Source organism: Olleya sp. HaHaR_3_96 (assembly GCF_019278545.1).
Lineage (GTDB): Bacteria > Bacteroidota > Bacteroidia > Flavobacteriales > Flavobacteriaceae > Olleya.
In genome coordinates, this window is sequence record NZ_CP058987.1 from 1,246,742 (window position 1) to 1,263,450 (window position 16,709).

At 33.8% G+C, this 16,709-nt stretch carries 15 protein-coding genes; all 15 read right to left on the minus strand.

All coding sequences use genetic code 11. The features are described 5' to 3' along the window. Positions 1-15 precede the first annotated feature (15 nt). A complete protein-coding gene (locus tag H0I26_RS05330) occupies positions 16-2,430 on the minus strand; it encodes an efflux RND transporter permease subunit (protein ID WP_218701339.1) in 2,415 nt (804 codons plus the stop codon). 63 nt (positions 2,431-2,493) lie between these two features. Next, entirely contained in the window at positions 2,494-3,786 is a 1,293-nt protein-coding gene (locus H0I26_RS05335) for a DUF5686 family protein (RefSeq protein WP_256935268.1), read from the minus strand. Further along, a complete protein-coding gene (locus H0I26_RS05340) occupies positions 3,773-4,510 on the minus strand; it encodes a peroxiredoxin family protein (protein WP_218701340.1) in 738 nt (245 codons plus the stop codon). Before H0I26_RS05340 ends, H0I26_RS05335 begins: the two co-directional genes overlap by 14 nt. 88 nt (positions 4,511-4,598) lie before the next feature. Next, positions 4,599-5,156 carry a ribosome recycling factor gene (gene frr, locus H0I26_RS05345; protein ID WP_218701341.1) on the minus strand — a complete coding sequence of 186 codons (558 nt, stop codon included), beginning with the start codon at positions 5,154-5,156 and terminating at the stop codon, positions 4,599-4,601. A gap of 69 nt (positions 5,157-5,225) precedes the next feature. Further along, complete coding sequence (gene pyrH, locus H0I26_RS05350; RefSeq protein WP_101016630.1) at positions 5,226-5,933, minus strand: UMP kinase; 708 nt, start codon at positions 5,931-5,933, stop codon at positions 5,226-5,228. A 229-nt stretch (positions 5,934-6,162) separates the two neighbouring features. Further along, positions 6,163-7,122, minus strand: coding sequence for a translation elongation factor Ts (tsf, locus tag H0I26_RS05355; protein ID WP_101016632.1), 960 nt, complete (start codon positions 7,120-7,122; stop codon positions 6,163-6,165). A gap of 87 nt (positions 7,123-7,209) precedes the next feature. After that, entirely contained in the window at positions 7,210-8,001 is a 792-nt protein-coding gene (gene rpsB / locus H0I26_RS05360) for a 30S ribosomal protein S2 (RefSeq protein ID WP_101016634.1), read from the minus strand. A 222-nt stretch (positions 8,002-8,223) separates the two neighbouring features. Next, a complete protein-coding gene (gene rpsI / locus H0I26_RS05365; RefSeq protein WP_101016636.1) occupies positions 8,224-8,610 on the minus strand; it encodes a 30S ribosomal protein S9 in 387 nt (128 codons plus the stop codon). Beyond that, positions 8,610-9,065, minus strand: a complete 456-nt coding sequence (gene rplM, locus H0I26_RS05370; RefSeq protein ID WP_090838043.1) for a 50S ribosomal protein L13 — start codon at positions 9,063-9,065, stop codon at positions 8,610-8,612. Before rplM ends, rpsI begins: the two co-directional genes overlap by 1 nt. 201 nt (positions 9,066-9,266) lie before the next feature. Next, positions 9,267-10,646 carry a polyprenol phosphomannose-dependent alpha 1,6 mannosyltransferase MptB gene (gene mptB, locus H0I26_RS05375; RefSeq protein WP_218701342.1) on the minus strand — a complete coding sequence of 460 codons (1,380 nt, stop codon included), beginning with the start codon at positions 10,644-10,646 and terminating at the stop codon, positions 9,267-9,269. Between the two features lie 167 nt (positions 10,647-10,813). Then, positions 10,814-12,304, minus strand: coding sequence for a cellulose synthase family protein (locus H0I26_RS05380; RefSeq protein WP_101016640.1), 1,491 nt, complete (start codon positions 12,302-12,304; stop codon positions 10,814-10,816). Continuing rightward, a complete protein-coding gene (locus H0I26_RS05385; RefSeq protein ID WP_218701343.1) occupies positions 12,301-12,993 on the minus strand; it encodes a glycosyltransferase family 2 protein in 693 nt (230 codons plus the stop codon). The genes H0I26_RS05380 and H0I26_RS05385 overlap by 4 nt, the downstream gene beginning before the upstream one ends. Next, positions 12,990-13,769, minus strand: a complete 780-nt coding sequence (locus H0I26_RS05390) for a toxin-antitoxin system YwqK family antitoxin (RefSeq protein WP_218701344.1) — start codon at positions 13,767-13,769, stop codon at positions 12,990-12,992. Before H0I26_RS05390 ends, H0I26_RS05385 begins: the two co-directional genes overlap by 4 nt. Beyond that, positions 13,770-15,359: a 4Fe-4S binding protein gene (locus tag H0I26_RS05395; RefSeq protein ID WP_218701345.1), complete on the minus strand. Its 1,590-nt coding sequence runs from the start codon at positions 15,357-15,359 to the stop codon at positions 13,770-13,772. A 5-nt stretch (positions 15,360-15,364) separates the two neighbouring features. Continuing rightward, the gene (locus H0I26_RS05400) at positions 15,365-16,669 is read right to left on the minus strand and encodes an NAD(P)/FAD-dependent oxidoreductase (RefSeq protein ID WP_218701346.1); all 1,305 of its coding nucleotides are present in this window, start codon (positions 16,667-16,669) and stop codon (positions 15,365-15,367) included. Positions 16,670-16,709: the final 40 nt, after the last annotated feature.

The following is a 16,709-nucleotide window of genomic DNA, read 5'->3' on the forward strand; positions in this document are numbered from 1 at the left end:
ATAGAGTGTTCTCTTTTATTTTTCTTCGGAAATGGATGCTGTTTCATCATCATCGTCTTCCCTTGGTATAATGTTAATTGTTGGTTCTTTTAGCACCTCCTTATTGGCTATGCTTCGTTCTAATGATAATAATAACGATGGTAATAATAGTAAGTTAGATAACATGGCAAACAATAGTGTTACAGATACTAAAGCTCCAAGAGCAACGGTCCCTCCAAAACTAGAAATGGTAAAGACTGAAAAACCGAAAAACAGTACTATCGATGTATAAAACATACTAACACCGGTTTCGCGCAAAGCACCATAAACAGATTTTTTAATTTTCCAATTATTAGCTTGTAGCTCCTGTCTATATTTTGCTAAAAAGTGAATAGTGTCATCTACAGATATACCAAAAGCAATACTAAAGACTAGTATTGTTGACGGTTTAATTGGGACGCCTATGTAACCCATAAGTCCTGCAGTAACGACTAGTGGTAATAAGTTAGGGATTAATGAAACGATGATCATCCTAAACGATCTAAACATGTAGGCCATGAATAGTGAGATCAATATTACTGCTAAAGACAAGGATATAGCTAGATTTTTGACCAAGTACTTTGTTCCTTTTTGAAAGACTAATGCCTTACCTGTCATAGTCACGTTGTATTGCTTTTTAGGAAAAACATTATCTATTTTGTCTTGTAGATTTTCCTGAATACGCTCCATTTTATCGGTACCAATGTCTTTCATGAATGTGGTAATCCTAGCATATTGACCAGTACTATCTACAAAATTCGCTAATAAATCAACATTAGAGGTTGAGTTTTTTGCATAGGATAAAATGAAATTATTTTCCATGCTAGTCGGCAATTGGTAATATTTTGGATTACCATTGTAATAAGCCTGCTTGGAATATTTGACTAACCCTACAACCGAAATTGGTTTTGAAAATTCAGGAGTTTCGTTTATAAACTCTTCAATTTTATCCATACGCTTTAAAGTTGCTAGCTTCATTACGCCCTGTTTACGCTTGGTGTCAATCATGATTTCTAATGGCATAATACCATCAAATTCTTCTTCAAAAAAGCGAATATCTTTAAAAAATTGTGCTTTTTTAGGCATGTCTTCAATTAAACTTCCAGAAATTTTTATTTGGAAAATACCTATCAAGCAAACGATTAGTAAAACTAAAGAAGTGATGTAAATTGCAATTCGTTTTTCTTTCACCATACGGACCATCCAATTTACAAAACCACCAATCCAACGTTTATTTAGATGTTCTAAATGACGGTCTTTAGGATAAGGTAAAAAAGTATAGACTATTGGGATTATTAGCAAGCATAGTATAAAAATAGCAATTATACTTAATGAGGCTACAACTCCAAACTCTTTAAGTAAAGTACTTTCTGTTAAAATAAAAGTAGCAAACCCTGACGCTGTTGTGACGTTAGTCATTAATGTGGCGTTACCTACTTTTGTAATAACACGTTGTAAACTTTTTACTTTGTTACCATGAGATTTTACCTCATGTTGGTATTTGTTTATTAAAAAGATACAGTTAGGTATTCCAATTACAATTATTAAAGGTGGAATTAAAGCTGTTAGCACCGTGATTTCGTACCCAAGCATGCCAAGTATTCCTAATGTCCACATAACACCAATGCATACCACTATTAACGAGATGAAAGTCGCTCTGAAAGATCTAAAGAATAAGAAGAAAATAAAAGAGGTAATTAGCAATGCTGCAAGTACAAACAGATTGATCTCGTCAACTATGTTTTGTGCATTAAGCGTTCTAATATATGGCATTCCTGATATTCTAACATCTAAACCTTCTTTTTTCTCAAAAGCTTCTATTTTTTTGATTAGATTATCCATTATAAAGTCCTTTCTAGCAGGCGTATTTACAATGTCCTTTTTGAGGTAAATTGCTGTACGAACTGTTTTAGTCTCTTTATTGAATAGAAAATTATCGTAAAATGGATATTGATTAAACAGTTGGTCTTGCAACTTTTCTATTTCCGCAATTGAGGATATGGAGTCTTTAATAAAAGGTTCTAGAGTGAATTTTTCGTGAACTTGATCTTTTACTAATTTTTGGAGATCCTTTATTGAAATAACCGTTTCCACTTCTGCCGCTTTTCTAAAGCTGTCAGAAAGGGCGTTCCAAGCATTTAATTTTTGAACTGTAAAAAGGGTGGTATCCTTAACACCTAGTACCACTAGATTGCCTTCTTCTCCAAATACTTTTAAAAAGTCGTTGTAAGTGATATTTACTTCGTGATCATCTGGTAGCAAATTAGCTTCGGTATACGTAAAACGCATATACTTCCATTGCGTACTAAATAATATAGTAATTATAACTATACCAAGAAGAATAGTTATCTTATTGCGCAGGATTAATCGTGCTACAATATCCCAAAAATTTGCTGAAGATAGTTTAAACATAATGCTCTAAAAAACGGAACAAAGGTATATAAAACCATTGTATTTACTTAAACAAATTTGGTTTTATAATGTAATATTAAAAGTGAATTTTAGAGCGATATTATCTTCTTCCCTTGGTAAGTGATAAGCACCATATCGATACGTGGCACTTAGACCGAAGCCAAATATCAATTTATTAATTTCAAATCCACTTTCTGTATACCCGTGTTTAAGTGTTCCAAAGCTAACATTTTGGTGTCTGTCGATGTTATTCATGTTACCGATGGCGTAACGGGAAACAAGTACTAATTGCGGATTAAAGTGTTTTGCGATTGCAAAAGGTTTTACGTAATGCTTTAAAACGAGGGTAGAAAATCTATCCGAGAAAAACTCGTTGAAGTACATCGTTTCAAAACTATTTATTCCGGCTACAGAAAAACGTTGTAAGATAGTTTCTTTAGTAATATTGTTTGGATACGCGTGATATAAATGGGTTAAAGGCGCATTTCCATGTGTTATACCTGCGGATAAGGTTCCGACTGTATAAGAATTTCTATTATGCTTTATTTTATGAATAGTTCTAAAGTCTAATTTCGAAAAATTGAAATCAGCATTTAAAAGGTCTTTAAAACTTTTAGTATACTGCAAAGTAAATTTTGGGTAGCCATCAATAGCTGTTTTTACACCTGCTTTTGATTCTTCGAAAGTTTTAAAGGGATCCCATTGTAGCGATACTTTAGCGGTAGTTGTTTCAAATCCACTATAATTTGTCCCATCTAAAAGAAAGTTGTAGTCGTAGGTCGGCCGTATATTACTAATAGCAAGTTCCGATTTTGAATATAAGTTTGGTGTTATTTCATGTTCAATTGAAATGGCAGATGTGATATGTTTGTGAAATAAATTAATGTTCAGTAAGCGGGGTTCAAAAAAAGAAAACGAACGACTATCAGTTAAGAAGGCAGAACTACCAGTTTCTTTTAGGTCGTCAATGTAGGATAAGTTTATCCAAGTTTTAGTGTCTTTATTTACTCTAAACCCGCCACCTATTTTGTATTTGAAGCTATCGTCTCTAAACCCATAGACTAAATAGGAGTCAATTCTGTATTTTTCAGAAAAGCTATCATTGGTAATACCGCCTAAGCCCGTTCTGAAACCTTCATATTGATTATATTTAATCAAATAACGTAAGTCAAAATTCCACAACTTAGTTGGGAAAAAACCATTACCAATTTGTTTTAAAAGATCTCCTGATTTTGTTGAATCGTTTACTTTTATGGTAGTCTCTGAATCCGTATTTTGCGCAAGGAGAGTCCCTGCACTAAACATGAGTAATAGTACGAGGTAATATTTGAGTTTATTAAAATTAGAGTCCTGCATTTATAAATGTTGTAAGTACAGGTTCGATATTTGTTCTATAACCAATTTCCTTAGCAATAATTTCTCCGTTTTTATTAATTACGATTGTGGTAGGGTAGTTTTGTACGCCATACATCATAATAACATCGTTAGCATTTGGTGTAATTGTAAAGTCAAATTTGTTCTTCTTTAAAAATTGCTCAACGGTTTCTTTTTTGTCGAAAGTTATGGCAAAAAATTTCACTTTTTTAGTTTTAAAACTTGACCTCAGTTTATTTAATTGTGGCATTTCCATCATACAAGGGCCACATGTTGTAAACCAGAAGTTTAGTACTACCACTTGACCTTTAAGATCTGATAGTTTAAAAGTGTTTCCTTCTAAATCTGTAATAATAAAATCTAAAGCTTTTTCTCCTTTTATAAATTCAGATTCTAGGTTTGTCGTAATCGTATTGTTTTTTGACGTGTTGCGTTTAAAGACTATTGACTTTAGTTTCTGTTCAGCATCGACATAAAAAAAAGGTGTGTAATCTGAGTTTGTCATCAGTTCCACTTGAGACATAGGAAGTCGTTGTCCTTGGTCACTAAAAAGTAAAACATCGGGAGTAATTGCGAACTCCATAGTTTTAGCGTCTTCATCTGTCAATAGATGCTGGTTTTTTGGAATAAACTTATAGTCCTGAGCGTGGAGCAGTCCCAAGTAAAAAAAGGCAAAAACAAAACCAATAGATTTTAAAAATTTCATAATTGAGATTTTAACTTAAATACTAGAACGTGAAATTTTGGTATAAGTTGTAAAATGAAAAAAAGCGACTTAAAAGTCGCTTTAAGAATTATACAGTCATTATCTCAGTTTCTTTTGAAGCTAAGGTTTCTTCAATTTTTTTAACATATTTGTCCGTTAAAGCTTGAACGTCTGCTTCTGCATTTTTTTGAATATCCTCAGAGGCGTCTTCTGTCTTTTTAATGTCGTTATTGGCTTCTTTACGTGCATTTCTAATACCGACTTTAGCATCTTCAGCTTCAATTTTTGCTTGTTTAGCAAGTTCGCGTCTGCGTTCTTCTGTTAATGGTGGTACACTTATAATTAGTATATCCCCATTATTCATTGGGTTAAAACCAAGATTCGCAATCATAATCGCTTTCTCTATAGCTTGCAACATGTTTTTTTCCCACGGTTGCACAGTAATTGTACGACCATCTGGTGTGTTGACGTTTGCGACTTGACTAAGTGGAGTCTGTGACCCATAATAATCCACCATTACGCTCCCTAACATTGCAGGGCTTGCTTTTCCGGCTCTAATATTTACAAATTGTTTTTCAAGATGCTTAATGGCTTTTTCCATTGCTTCTTTGGTCGTGTCTACTATAAATGTAATGTCTTCGTTCATGGTAATGTAATTTAATATTGAATGACTTTCAAAAAGCGAGCCAATTTTAAACGTAATATAATAATCTATTTATAAACTTACTTGTGTTCCTATTTTTTCTCCTGTAACAACCTTCATTAAATTACCTTTTGTATTCATGTCAAATACAATAATAGGTAAGTCATTTTCTTGACTTAACGTAAAGGCTGTTGTGTCCATTACTTTTAAACCTTTACGTAATACGTCGTCAAAAGTAATATGGTCAAATTTAATAGCCTTGCTATCTTTTTCTGGATCAGTGTTATAAATTCCATCTACTCGTGTTCCTTTTAAAATAACGTCTGCTTGAATTTCGATTGCTCTTAAAACAGCTGCTGAATCGGTTGTAAAGTAAGGATTTCCTGTTCCTCCACCAAAAATAACGACACGGCCTTTACGTAAATGACTCATCGCTTTTCTACGTATAAAAGGTTCTGCGACTTCGTTTATTTTTATAGCCGTTTGTAGTCTGGTTTTTATATCAGCATCTTCTAGTGCTTGTTGTAGCGCTAAACCATTGATAACAGTCGCTAACATCCCCATATGATCACCTTGTACACGGTCCATACCATTCATGGCACCAGCAACCCCTCTAAAAATATTTCCTCCACCAATAACTATGGCAACTTCAACACCTTTTTCTGTAACCGCTTTAATTTCTTGAGCATATTCAGATAGACGTTCTGGATCTATACCATATTGACGGTTTCCCATTAAGGCTTCACCTGATAATTTTAGGAGTATGCGTTTGTATTTCATGTGTGTGTTATATTGTTTTTCGCTAGTCACATGTTGCTTCTGTCTTGTACTTCTCTTGTATAAAAGGAGAGTGCATTATTGAAGTTTCATAAGTGGTTTTGAAAGTTTAGCAAAGCTAAGTGTTTTTACGCATAAAAAAAACCACTAACTCTAAAAATAGAGTAGTGGTTTTAAATATGTATAATTATTTTTAAATTTTGCGCTTATGCGGAAATAAAAAATAGTTAGTCTATCCTAAAGATACACGTTTGAAAGCAGTGACATCAACGTTGTTAGACGCTATGTAATCTGAAACTCTAGACTTGTCATCTTTAATAAAGTTTTGGTCTAATAAACATTGTTCTTGATCTAATGTTGTGTTATCAGAGATAAAACGTTCCATTTTACCAGGTAAAATTTTGTCCCAGATTTGTTCTGGTTTACCTTCAGCTTTTAATTCTGCTTTGGCAGCTTCTTCAGCTTGAGCCATAACTTCAGGAGTTAATTGAGACATAGAGATGTATTGAGGTACATTTTTTAAAGTTTTACCTAAACGACCTAATTCAATATTGTCTTTTTCAATAACAGCAATTCTTGCTTCCGTTTCTGATGCTACAAATGCAGGATCAAAATCTTTGTAAGATAAAGAAGAGGCTCCCATAGAAGCGACTTGCATTGCTACATCTTTACCAACAGTTTCGTTTACTGCAGTTAAACCAACTAATGCACCAATTTTATTAATGTGAACGTAAGAACCTACATAAGGAGCTTCTAATTTTTCGAATGCATTAATTTCTAATTTTTCACCTACGACACCAGTTTGTTCAACTAGTTTTTCGGCAACTGTCATACCACCAAAGTCTGCAGCTAAGAAATCTTCTTTGTTATCAAAGTTGATTGCGATATCTGCAAATTGACCAGCTAAAGCTAAGAAATCTTCGTTTTTACCAACAAAATCAGTTTCGCAACCTAATACGATAGCTACACCAACAGTGTTGTCATCGTTAAGTCTGATTGCAGCAGCACCTTCAGAAGAATCTCTGTCCGCTCTTTTTTCTGCTACTTTTTGACCTTTTTTACGTAAAACGTCAATTGCTTTGTCAAAATCACCACCTGCTTCAACTAATGCTTTTTTACAGTCCATCATTCCGGCACCTGTAGTTTTTCTTAGTTCGTTTACTTGTGCTGCTGAAATTTTTACTTCACTCATAATAAGTATAATTTAAAAAAAGTCGTTTAATATATTTTCAACAAAGAAAAGAATCAAACGACTTATTTGTGTTTTGAAAATGTTATTTTATTCTTCTTCGTCTTTAGCTACTACTGCTTTTTTAGGTGCTGCTGTTTTTTCTACTTTAACTGCATCTTTACTAGCTTTAGCTGCTTCCTTGTCTGCTTTTTCTGCTTTACGTTCGTTTAATCCTGCAGTTACAGCATTAGTTACGTGCGTTAAGATTTTGTCAATTGATTTTGAAGCATCATCATTTGCTGGTATTACGTAATCTACTTGACGTGGATCAGAGTTAGTATCTACCATTGCAAAAATTGGAATGTTTAATTTTTGAGCTTCTTTAATCGCGATATGCTCACGTTTAATATCAACAACAAATAAAGCACCAGGTAAACGTGTCATGTCAACGATAGAACCTAAGTTTTTCTCTAACTTAGCTCTTAAACGATCAACTTGTAAACGTTCTTTCTTAGACAACGTTAAAAACGTACCGTCTTTCTTCATTCTATCAATAGTAGCCATCTTTTTGATTGCTTTACGGATAGTGATAAAGTTAGTTAACATTCCACCAGGCCATCTTTCAGTAATGAAAGGCATGTTAATGCTACCTGCTTTTTCTGCTACGATATCTTTTGCTTGCTTTTTTGTTGCAACAAATAAAATTTTACGACCTGAAGCTGCAATTTTTGCTAATGCATCTCCAGCTTCTTCCATTTTAGCTGCTGTTTTATATAGATTGATTATATGGATACCGTTACGCTCCATATAAACGTAAGGGGCCATATTTGGATCCCACTTACGTGTAAGGTGACCAAAGTGTACACCTGCTTCAAGTAATTCTTTTACTTCTACTGCCATTTTGTAATAGTTTACGTTCTGTTGAATTAGCAATAATTAAGTGGTCATTTATAATAAAATCGCCTTAATTATTTAGATGCTAGACTAAATCCTGTGTTTTTATTGTTAAAGACACTAGGACAACAATAACTGTGTTTATACTGATTTTACATCAGTACCTTTTAATTTAATTTGAATATGAACAAAAATCTGTAAAACAAATTTTGAACATGATTCTGGATATTAACGTTTAGAGAATTGGAATTTCTTACGCGCTTTTTTCTGTCCGAATTTTTTACGCTCAACCATTCTTGGGTCTCTTGTCATTAATCCTTCAGGTTTCAATACTAATCTGTTTTCAGGATCGATTTCGCACATTGCACGAGAGATCGCTAAACGGATAGCTTCTGCTTGACCTGTAATACCACCACCAAATACATTTACTTTAATATCAAATACACCTTCATTCTCTGTTAAAGCTAATGGTTGGTTTACTTTGTATTGTAACGTTGCAGTATCGAAGTAGTCTTTAATGTCTTTTTTATTGATCGTAATTTCACCTTTCCCTTCAGATAGGTATATACGAGCAACTGCGGTCTTACGACGACCAATTTTGTGAATTACTTCCATTACTTGAATTCGTTTAAGTTAATTACTGTTGGTTTTTGAGCTTCATGAGCATGAGCTGTACCAACAACAACATTTAAATTACGGAATAATGCTGCACCTAATTTGTTTTTAGGTAACATTCCTTTTACTGATTTTTCTACTAACCTTGCTGGATCTTTTCCGAACATTTCTGTAGCAGTTAAACTTCTTTGACCACCTGGGTAACCTGTGTGACGAATGTACGTTTTGTCATTCCACTTGTTTCCTGATAAGTTGATTTTTTCTGCATTGATAACAATTACGTTATCCCCACAATCAACATGCGGTGTGAAGCTAGGCTTGTGCTTTCCTCTAATTAGTTTTGCAACTTTAGAAGACAAACGCCCTAATGTTTGACCTTCTGCATCTACTAAAACCCACTGCTTATCTACAGTAGCTTTGTTTGCCGAAATCGTTTTGTAGCTTATTGTGTCCACGTTATTAATTATTTTTTATTAAACATTCCTCTCTCAAAAAGAGTTTGCAAATTTACGATTATATATTTGATTACCAAATAGTGATACAACTTTTATTTAATAAGTCTGTTGATATCTTTTAACCAATGAAGAAAGTATGGTTTATTATTGCGTAAATTATGGTAACTTATTAATGTTCTGTAAGTTAATTAAATTTTAACTTTAAATAGATTTTTTACGTGTCTTTTGTTGTCTATTATTTATAAAAATATCGAGAAACAAAATAGCATACACCACGAAATACTCTAAACCAATAATCCATAAATTTTCTGTATTGTCAGCATTAGCATAGGCTAAGTAGCTAATAATAACAATAAAACTCCAAACGATAGGGAGTTTGTAGTTAGTAAATAGCCCTAGAATTAGAAGTGAAGCAACATACCACGGATGGACAGTGGTACTTAAAAGTAAATAGAAAGTCATGGCTAATAACATGCTAGTAATAAGTGTTAAAAAGTCTTGGTTTTTTCTTGTCAACGCTAAAATCCAAATAGAAATAAAAATTATTAAGGGGAGCACTTTTCCAATAATTGCTATTTGATTGTAGCCAGTTATGACATATCCAATAGCTCTGGCTATATAATAGAGGCTTGCGTTAAACTCGAAATTGCCAAACCATAAACCAACGGTTTTAGAATAGTTGTTTATAAATTGCATGGAAAAGAAGGGGGCAAATAATAATAGAGTAGTGACACCTATTATGCTGTAAAAACTAATTAGTTTTTTAAAATCAATTTTAGTAGAATTATTTTTTAGTCTAAACCATTTGACAAACAGTGGTAAAAAGAGGAGCGGCACTAATTTAGTAGAAATTGATAGCGCAAAGACAACTGCTGCCCATTTCCATTGCTTTTTATGAAGTAAGTATAAGCTTAGTATTAGAAAGAAAATCATAACACTCTCAAAATGGAGATTTCCTGTTAATTCGATAATGATGAAAGGATTTAATATATACCAGAATATTTTGTGTTTAGATAAACCAAGTCTTTCAAGTAGTTTAGCTCCAAAATAGAGTGTGCCTATGTCGGCTGCAATTATTAATACTCTTAGGCCAATTACTGAGCCAAGAATATTTGCAGAAGAAAATACGTTAGCAATTGTAAATAGTAGTTGGTTTATTGGTGGGTAGTTGGAGTAATGGCTGGCGTTTAAAACCTGCATACCTGTGACTAACTCTTTTGCTTGGCTAATTGGGGTTTGCCCTAAACTTATAAAACTTTCTGGCGTGTATAAGTAAGGATTGTAACCTTGTAATATCATACGGCCATCCCAAATAAAGCGATAAAAATCCTGTGATAGGTTTGGGATTGCAAATAAGAAAAGGAGTCTACTTAGTATTGCTACAATTACTAAAAGCTTAAAGTTGTTTTTGTTGGTTGTAACAATTTTTACAAATAATCCAAATAGTACAATATATAAGGATATTAAAGTACTGTAGTCTGTCCTTACTAAATCATATGCAAATACACCATACAAACAAAAACTAGCTAAGAGTAGCAGTACCGTTAATTTGTTAGTTTTTAAAATGAATGTTTTAAGCATGATGCGTCCTGCGTTAGCGGTTGAAATGGCATCCTTTTTTGCGACCTAATGGCTATTACTGTCTTTTATTGAAGGATTAAGTTGAAAAATAGCCCGAAACTAGTTTAAGACTACTTCGCGAAAAAGATATAATGAAAGACGCGACCCTTGTGGTAACGCCCAAATATTTAAGCTTTAGAGGTTAATGATTTGAAAAACACAAACCCAAAACCTATCGTTAACATTAAGTGAAAAGGGAATAAACCAAAGTCTCCTCCTTGGTCTCCAACGACAAAAGCGCTATACATTCCAAAAGCAAAATATAGCATTAATGCGCCTTCAAAAATGACATTAATAGAGATGTTTTTACGTAAATATTTGTTGCCTTTCCAGCTGTCTTTAAGTGTGCTGATATTAAATTTAGGAGTACGTACAAATTCACTACGCTTCCCAATATGCCCTTCTATTACTGCTATGGAGTTATGTAATGAAAAGCCCATTGCTATGGAGAAAAATGTAAAGAATAAAGCGATGTATTTTAAAAAGTCTTTAAAGGTATTACCATGACTTTGTTTGTACATGACCCAATAACAGATAAAAAATATGACAGTACTAACAACAAAGAAGCTCATGACATAAAAGTAAGGTCTTAAATGTGCATATTCGTTTTTGATGTACAACATCGGAATACTTAAAATACCAACAATTAGCACGTTTAAAAACATGGTGCTATTGAGTAGGTGTAATAGTCCGTGCATTTTAGTTTTGGCAGAAATATTTTTGCTTGTAACTACGCGCCCAAACATTTTTTGAAAGTTTTCTGCACCACCTTTGTTCCATCTAAACTGTTGCGATCTTGCAGCACTAATAACAACGGGTAATTCTGCAGGAGTCTCTACATCTTCTAAATACTTGAATTTCCAGTTTTTAAGTTGTGCTCTGTAACTTAAGTCTAAATCTTCTGTTAATGTATCACCTTCCCAATTTCCTGCGTCAAGAATACAATCTTTACGCCAAACACCAGCAGTACCATTAAAGTTGATAAAGTGCCCTTTGCTACTGCGTCCCACTTGTTCTAATGTAAAATGGGCGTCTAAAGCAAAGGCTTGTATTTTTGTTAGTGTAGAGTAATCTCTGTTAATATGTCCCCAACGGGTTTGTACAACACCAATTTCTGAGTCTTTAAAATAAGGAATCGTTTTCTTTAACCAGTTAGGTTCTGGCAAGAAATCGGCATCAAAAATAGCGATGTATTCTCCTTTTGCAATTTCTAAACCTTCTTTTAAAGCACCTGCTTTAAAACCTTGTCTATTAGTTCTAGTTATTTGAGTAATGTTTAAGCCTTGTGCTTTTAGTCTATCGACGTGTGTTTTTGTGGTTGCCACGGTCTCATCAGTAGAGTCGTCTAAAACTTGTATTTCTAATTTGTCCTTTGGATAGTCCATTAAGGCTATGTTGTCCAATAGTCGATCCATAACATACAGCTCGTTATAAACGGGCAGTTGTATGGTTACAAACGGAATTTCTTCCGGATTGGTAAAGTCAAATTTAGGGCCGGTTTCTTCCTTCTTTTTTGATGCTAAGTAATTAAACAATAGGTTTAATTGTGCCAAAGCATACATGAAAATAAGAACTAGCGCAATGCTATAGATAATAATGGTAATGGTTTCGAGAATCACTTTTTAAAACTGTATTTGAAAATCCACGTTAGTATTTTAACGCCAGCAAATATACTACCTTTTATCGTTCCTGAAACTTTTGAGACACCAATTCTATTTCTGTAGTTAACAGGGACTTCTAAATAGGTTAGTTTTTGCTTTAATACTTTTAGTTGCATTTCTACAGTCCAGCCATAGGTTTTGTCTTCCATATTCAGCCCTAGTAGCTTACCATATTTAATGGCTCTGAATGGACCGAGGTCTGTAAATTTAGCATTAAAAAAAAGAGACATTAATGTGGTCGCTAACCAATTTCCAAATACTTGTTGGGGCATCATACTGCCTTCTTCTCTTAACTCTTTTACACGTGCACCAACAACAAAGTCTTTATTTTGGTCTAAAATGGGAGCTACGATTTTTGTTAATTCTTCAGGGAAATCGCTATAATCGCCATCTAAAAACACGACAATATCTGGTTTAGTCTCTTGTTTAGCGATATAGTCCATCCCTTTTAAGCAAGCATAGCCATAGCCTTTATTGTTTTCTTGTAAAACAGTGGCTCCAGCGTTTTTAGCGTTGGCTTCTGTGAGGTCTGTCGAGTTGTTGCTAACGACAATAACCTCGTCAACTATAGACGGAATAGCTTTAATTACATGTGCTATAGAATCTTGCTCGTTATAGGCAGGAATGATGACTTTTATTTTGGTCATTTAAGATCGCTTAATTTGTTTTCTTTTTTGAAGGACTTAAAATCGGTCCACTCTTTTATTTTTTCTCCTGCTTGGTATTTGATAGCAGAAGTCAACTCTTCATCTTTATACATCAGACAATAGCCGTTTTTTTGGTTGTCTTTGAGTTGGCACTTATGGTTTATTTTTTCATTTTTATCATAAAATAACCACCATTTAATTTTTTGGTCAGTTTGATAATGACCTTCTTTTTCTTTGATTCCGTTCTTACGAAAAAATGTCCAATACCCTTCTTTTAGATTTTGGTTAAAGCGTCCAAATTTAGATATTACTGCGTTGTTATGATAGAATTTCCAGAATTTATTTTTTAAACCATTGGTATAGCTTCCTTCGCTTTCTGTTTTTGTATTGTTATGGTATGTTTTCCAATAGCCGTTTTTACTACCATTTATATAGCGTCCTTGACTTTTTAAATAGGTGTTTTTATGATATGTTTTCCAATACCCATTTTCTTTACCGTCTAAATATTGGCCTTGTTTTTCTAATGTGTTACTATCAAAATAATATCTCCAATAGCTAGTTTTTAAATCGGACTCAAAATTTCCTTTTGCTTTCACGACTTGGTTCTCGTAATAAAAGGTCCAAAAACCAGTCTTTTGATTATCCATAGACCAGCCTTCTGCTTCGATATTTCCGTTTTCAAAATAGGTTCTTACGTATGTTTTTTCCGCATAAGCGATACAAGTAATACTTAAAAACAAGAATAGGAAAACGGATTTTATATTAAGTTTCTCCAATTATTTTTTATTAACAAAATCCATTAAATCAACATCATTACCTAATAAGATTTCTGTTGGATTGATACGTCCATCCATAGTATCGTTTTCTAATTTTAAAACACCTCTTGGACAAACAGCACTACAAACACCACAACCAACACAACTAGAACGTACAATGTTTTCTCCTTTTTGCGCATAAGCTCTTACATCAATACCCATTTCGCAACTGTTAGAGCAGTTCCCACAAGAGATACACTGTCCTCCATTGGTTGTAATTCTGAATTTTGAAAATAGACGTTGTTGGAAACCTAATATAGCGGCCATAGGGCATCCAAAACGACACCATGATCTACTCCCTAAAATAGGGTAAAACCCAGTTCCAATAACACCAGAAAATATGGAGCCTATGTAAATTCCGTATATAGATCGTAAAGTCCCACCTTTAATGAAAAATAAGTTTTCGGTAGTTGCCGTAAAATGCATAAATAATAATAAAGCGATAACCGCTCCGTAGCCAATCGCTCCTGCTTTGGCGTCTTTACCCAATTCTTTACCTCTAAAGTACATAACTCCAGCAAAAATAATGGTTAAAAACACTATAACAGCAGTAATAAATACGTCTCTTGTTAACCAGAAATTATTACTGTCTTTACCTAGATAACTATAGACCATAGCAGTTGTCATAACAACAGAAAATACTAGTACGGTATGAATTAACCAGCGCTCTAATTTCCAAGCAGATAATTTTTTTGATGATAATTGTCTGAATGAGTCTCCCGCAGTTTCTGCTAATCCACCACAACCACAAACCCAAGAGCAGTACCATCTTTTCCCATATTTATACGTTAATATTGGAGTGATTAAAAACGTAGATACAATTCCAAAAACAATTAACGCTAAACCTAAATTACCATTAGATAAAAACCCTTTTACTGACCACTCGTCAAAAATATAATAGTTTAAGGGCCATACACTTTTTAGATCATAATACGGTAAGTCATTATTCATGACATACATAAATTCTGGTATTAAGAAGGCAAACCCTAGCTGAAAGAACATCACAGACATGGTACGTATTTGTTGGTAACGATTATGTCTGTATTTTAAAATAAATTTGTAACCAAAAGCTAATATCGCAATGGTATATAATGACCCATACACAAACCATTGACTGGCGTTACGCCCACTTAAAAGATTACTTAAGGGGTCAAATAAGCCAACCAAACCTGTGTTTGGAGCACCATCTTTGGCTAATCCTAAATATTGCGGATAAAAATATAGTACAATATAGAAGCTAGTCAATATAACCCCTAATGCCCAGCCCCAAAAGCCACGCGATGAGATCGATTTAAACCACGTTCCGTCGTTTTTAATTCCCTCTAGTTTGGTTAGGTAAGCCTCTCTAGAATAGATAACTACTCCTGCGCCAATCATTACTAAAGAAAGGGTTAAGAATAATCCTGTATTAGGAAGGTGCACATTAAATAAAGCTAATGCTAATATTAAAAGTCCAACAAGACCAATACCTAAAGCCACTTTTTGTTTTGTTGATATATGAAAGGCATCAGGAGATGCTAATGACATACTATGGTTTATTTTATTGCTCATATTAATTATACCGTTTGTAATTGATTGTTGTAAGTGACTAAAATTTCTTTTTCAAAGTGTTTGTAAAACTCCGGATCAAAATTGGCTTCTTTCAGATTGTTGATTACGTAATCAACATCTCGATTTTCAGTTAGCCATTTGTCAAAAGTTTCATGTCGCATTCTTATCCCAAAAGTGTTAATACCTAAAAAAGCATTGGTGTCTTTGTGGTAAGCAACGGTAATGCACTTGGTGTCGTCGTCATGCTTCCAATGAAAATGTTTCTCGTATTCTGGTTGTCCGCGTTCTCCAAATACCCAACCATAGGTTTGGTATTCTATATCTAAAAATTTAGCACTGTTAAACCAATGTCCAGGTTTGTATTCTAAAGGATTATCGCAAATAGTTTGTGCTAAAGTTTCTCCCATCATACGACCGGTGTACCAAACGGCTTCAATTGGTCGTCTGTTTCCTATGCCTTCATGTTGCTCTGCACAATCGCCAATAGCGTAAACGTCTTTAATATTTGTTTCTAAGTAACGGTTAACTAAAACGCCTCTTTTAGTTTCTATTTTGGAATCTTTTAAAAACGAAATATTGGGAGAAACACCTGCTGTTAAACCAACAAAATTGCATTCTAATTCTTCTCCCGTTTCTTCGATGATTACAGATTTAACTTTTCCGTTCTCGTCTGAATTGATCGCTTTCAAGTTAGTGTTTAATCGTAAATCTATATGGTGATTTTTAATATGTCTATTTATCATTCGGCTTTCACCTTTAGGTAATACGCCATTCCAAAAACTATCTTCTCTCACCAAAAAAGTAACAGGGATCTCTCTAGAATTAAGCATTTCTGCTAATTCAATTCCAATTAAACCACCACCAACAATTACTGCACGTTTGCAAACTTTATTGTTAGGTGCTACCACTTCCATGTTATCCAAATCCTGTTTGCTATACAAACCTTGTGCACCTATAAGATCTTGTCCTGGCCATCCAAATTTATTAGGTTTACTACCAGTTGCTATCACAAGTTTGTCATATTTCATTTGGTCACCTTCTGCAAAAACTAGTGTTTTAGTATCCGTATCAATAGTGTCAACGTAACCTTTTTTTAGCTCAATTCTGTTTTTCTCCCAAAACCAATTTTCGTAAGGTTGTGTGTGTTCAAACTTCATATGACCCATATATACATACATCAATGCAGTACGCGAGAAAAAGTAATCTGTTTCGGCAGAAATAATTGTTATTTTTTTGTCCGATAATTTTCTGACGTGTCTTGCTAGAGTAACTCCAGAAATGCCGTTTCCTATAATGACGATGTGTTCCATAAATTTAGTTTGTTAGATAGTAGGTCGGTTTTAAAGTTAA

Bases quoted from the DNA above. Each gene is read 5' to 3' on its own strand.
- H0I26_RS05330 (WP_218701339.1), bottom strand. From the start codon at position 2,430: ATGTTTAAACTATCTTCAGCAAATTTTTGGGATATTGTAGCACGATTA.
- H0I26_RS05335 (WP_256935268.1), bottom strand. From the start codon at position 3,786: ATGCAGGACTCTAATTTTAATAAACTCAAATATTACCTCGTACTATTA.
- H0I26_RS05340 (WP_218701340.1), bottom strand. From the start codon at position 4,510: ATGAAATTTTTAAAATCTATTGGTTTTGTTTTTGCCTTTTTTTACTTG.
- frr (WP_218701341.1), bottom strand. From the start codon at position 5,156: ATGAACGAAGACATTACATTTATAGTAGACACGACCAAAGAAGCAATG.
- pyrH (WP_101016630.1), bottom strand. From the start codon at position 5,933: ATGAAATACAAACGCATACTCCTAAAATTATCAGGTGAAGCCTTAATG.
- tsf (WP_101016632.1), bottom strand. From the start codon at position 7,122: ATGAGTGAAGTAAAAATTTCAGCAGCACAAGTAAACGAACTAAGAAAA.
- rpsB (WP_101016634.1), bottom strand. From the start codon at position 8,001: ATGGCAGTAGAAGTAAAAGAATTACTTGAAGCAGGTGTACACTTTGGT.
- rpsI (WP_101016636.1), bottom strand. From the start codon at position 8,610: ATGGAAGTAATTCACAAAATTGGTCGTCGTAAGACCGCAGTTGCTCGT.
- mptB (WP_218701342.1), bottom strand. From the start codon at position 10,646: ATGCTTAAAACATTCATTTTAAAAACTAACAAATTAACGGTACTGCTA.
- H0I26_RS05385 (WP_218701343.1), bottom strand. From the start codon at position 12,993: ATGACCAAAATAAAAGTCATCATTCCTGCCTATAACGAGCAAGATTCT.
- H0I26_RS05395 (WP_218701345.1), bottom strand. From the start codon at position 15,359: ATGAGCAATAAAATAAACCATAGTATGTCATTAGCATCTCCTGATGCC.
- H0I26_RS05400 (WP_218701346.1), bottom strand. From the start codon at position 16,669: ATGGAACACATCGTCATTATAGGAAACGGCATTTCTGGAGTTACTCTA.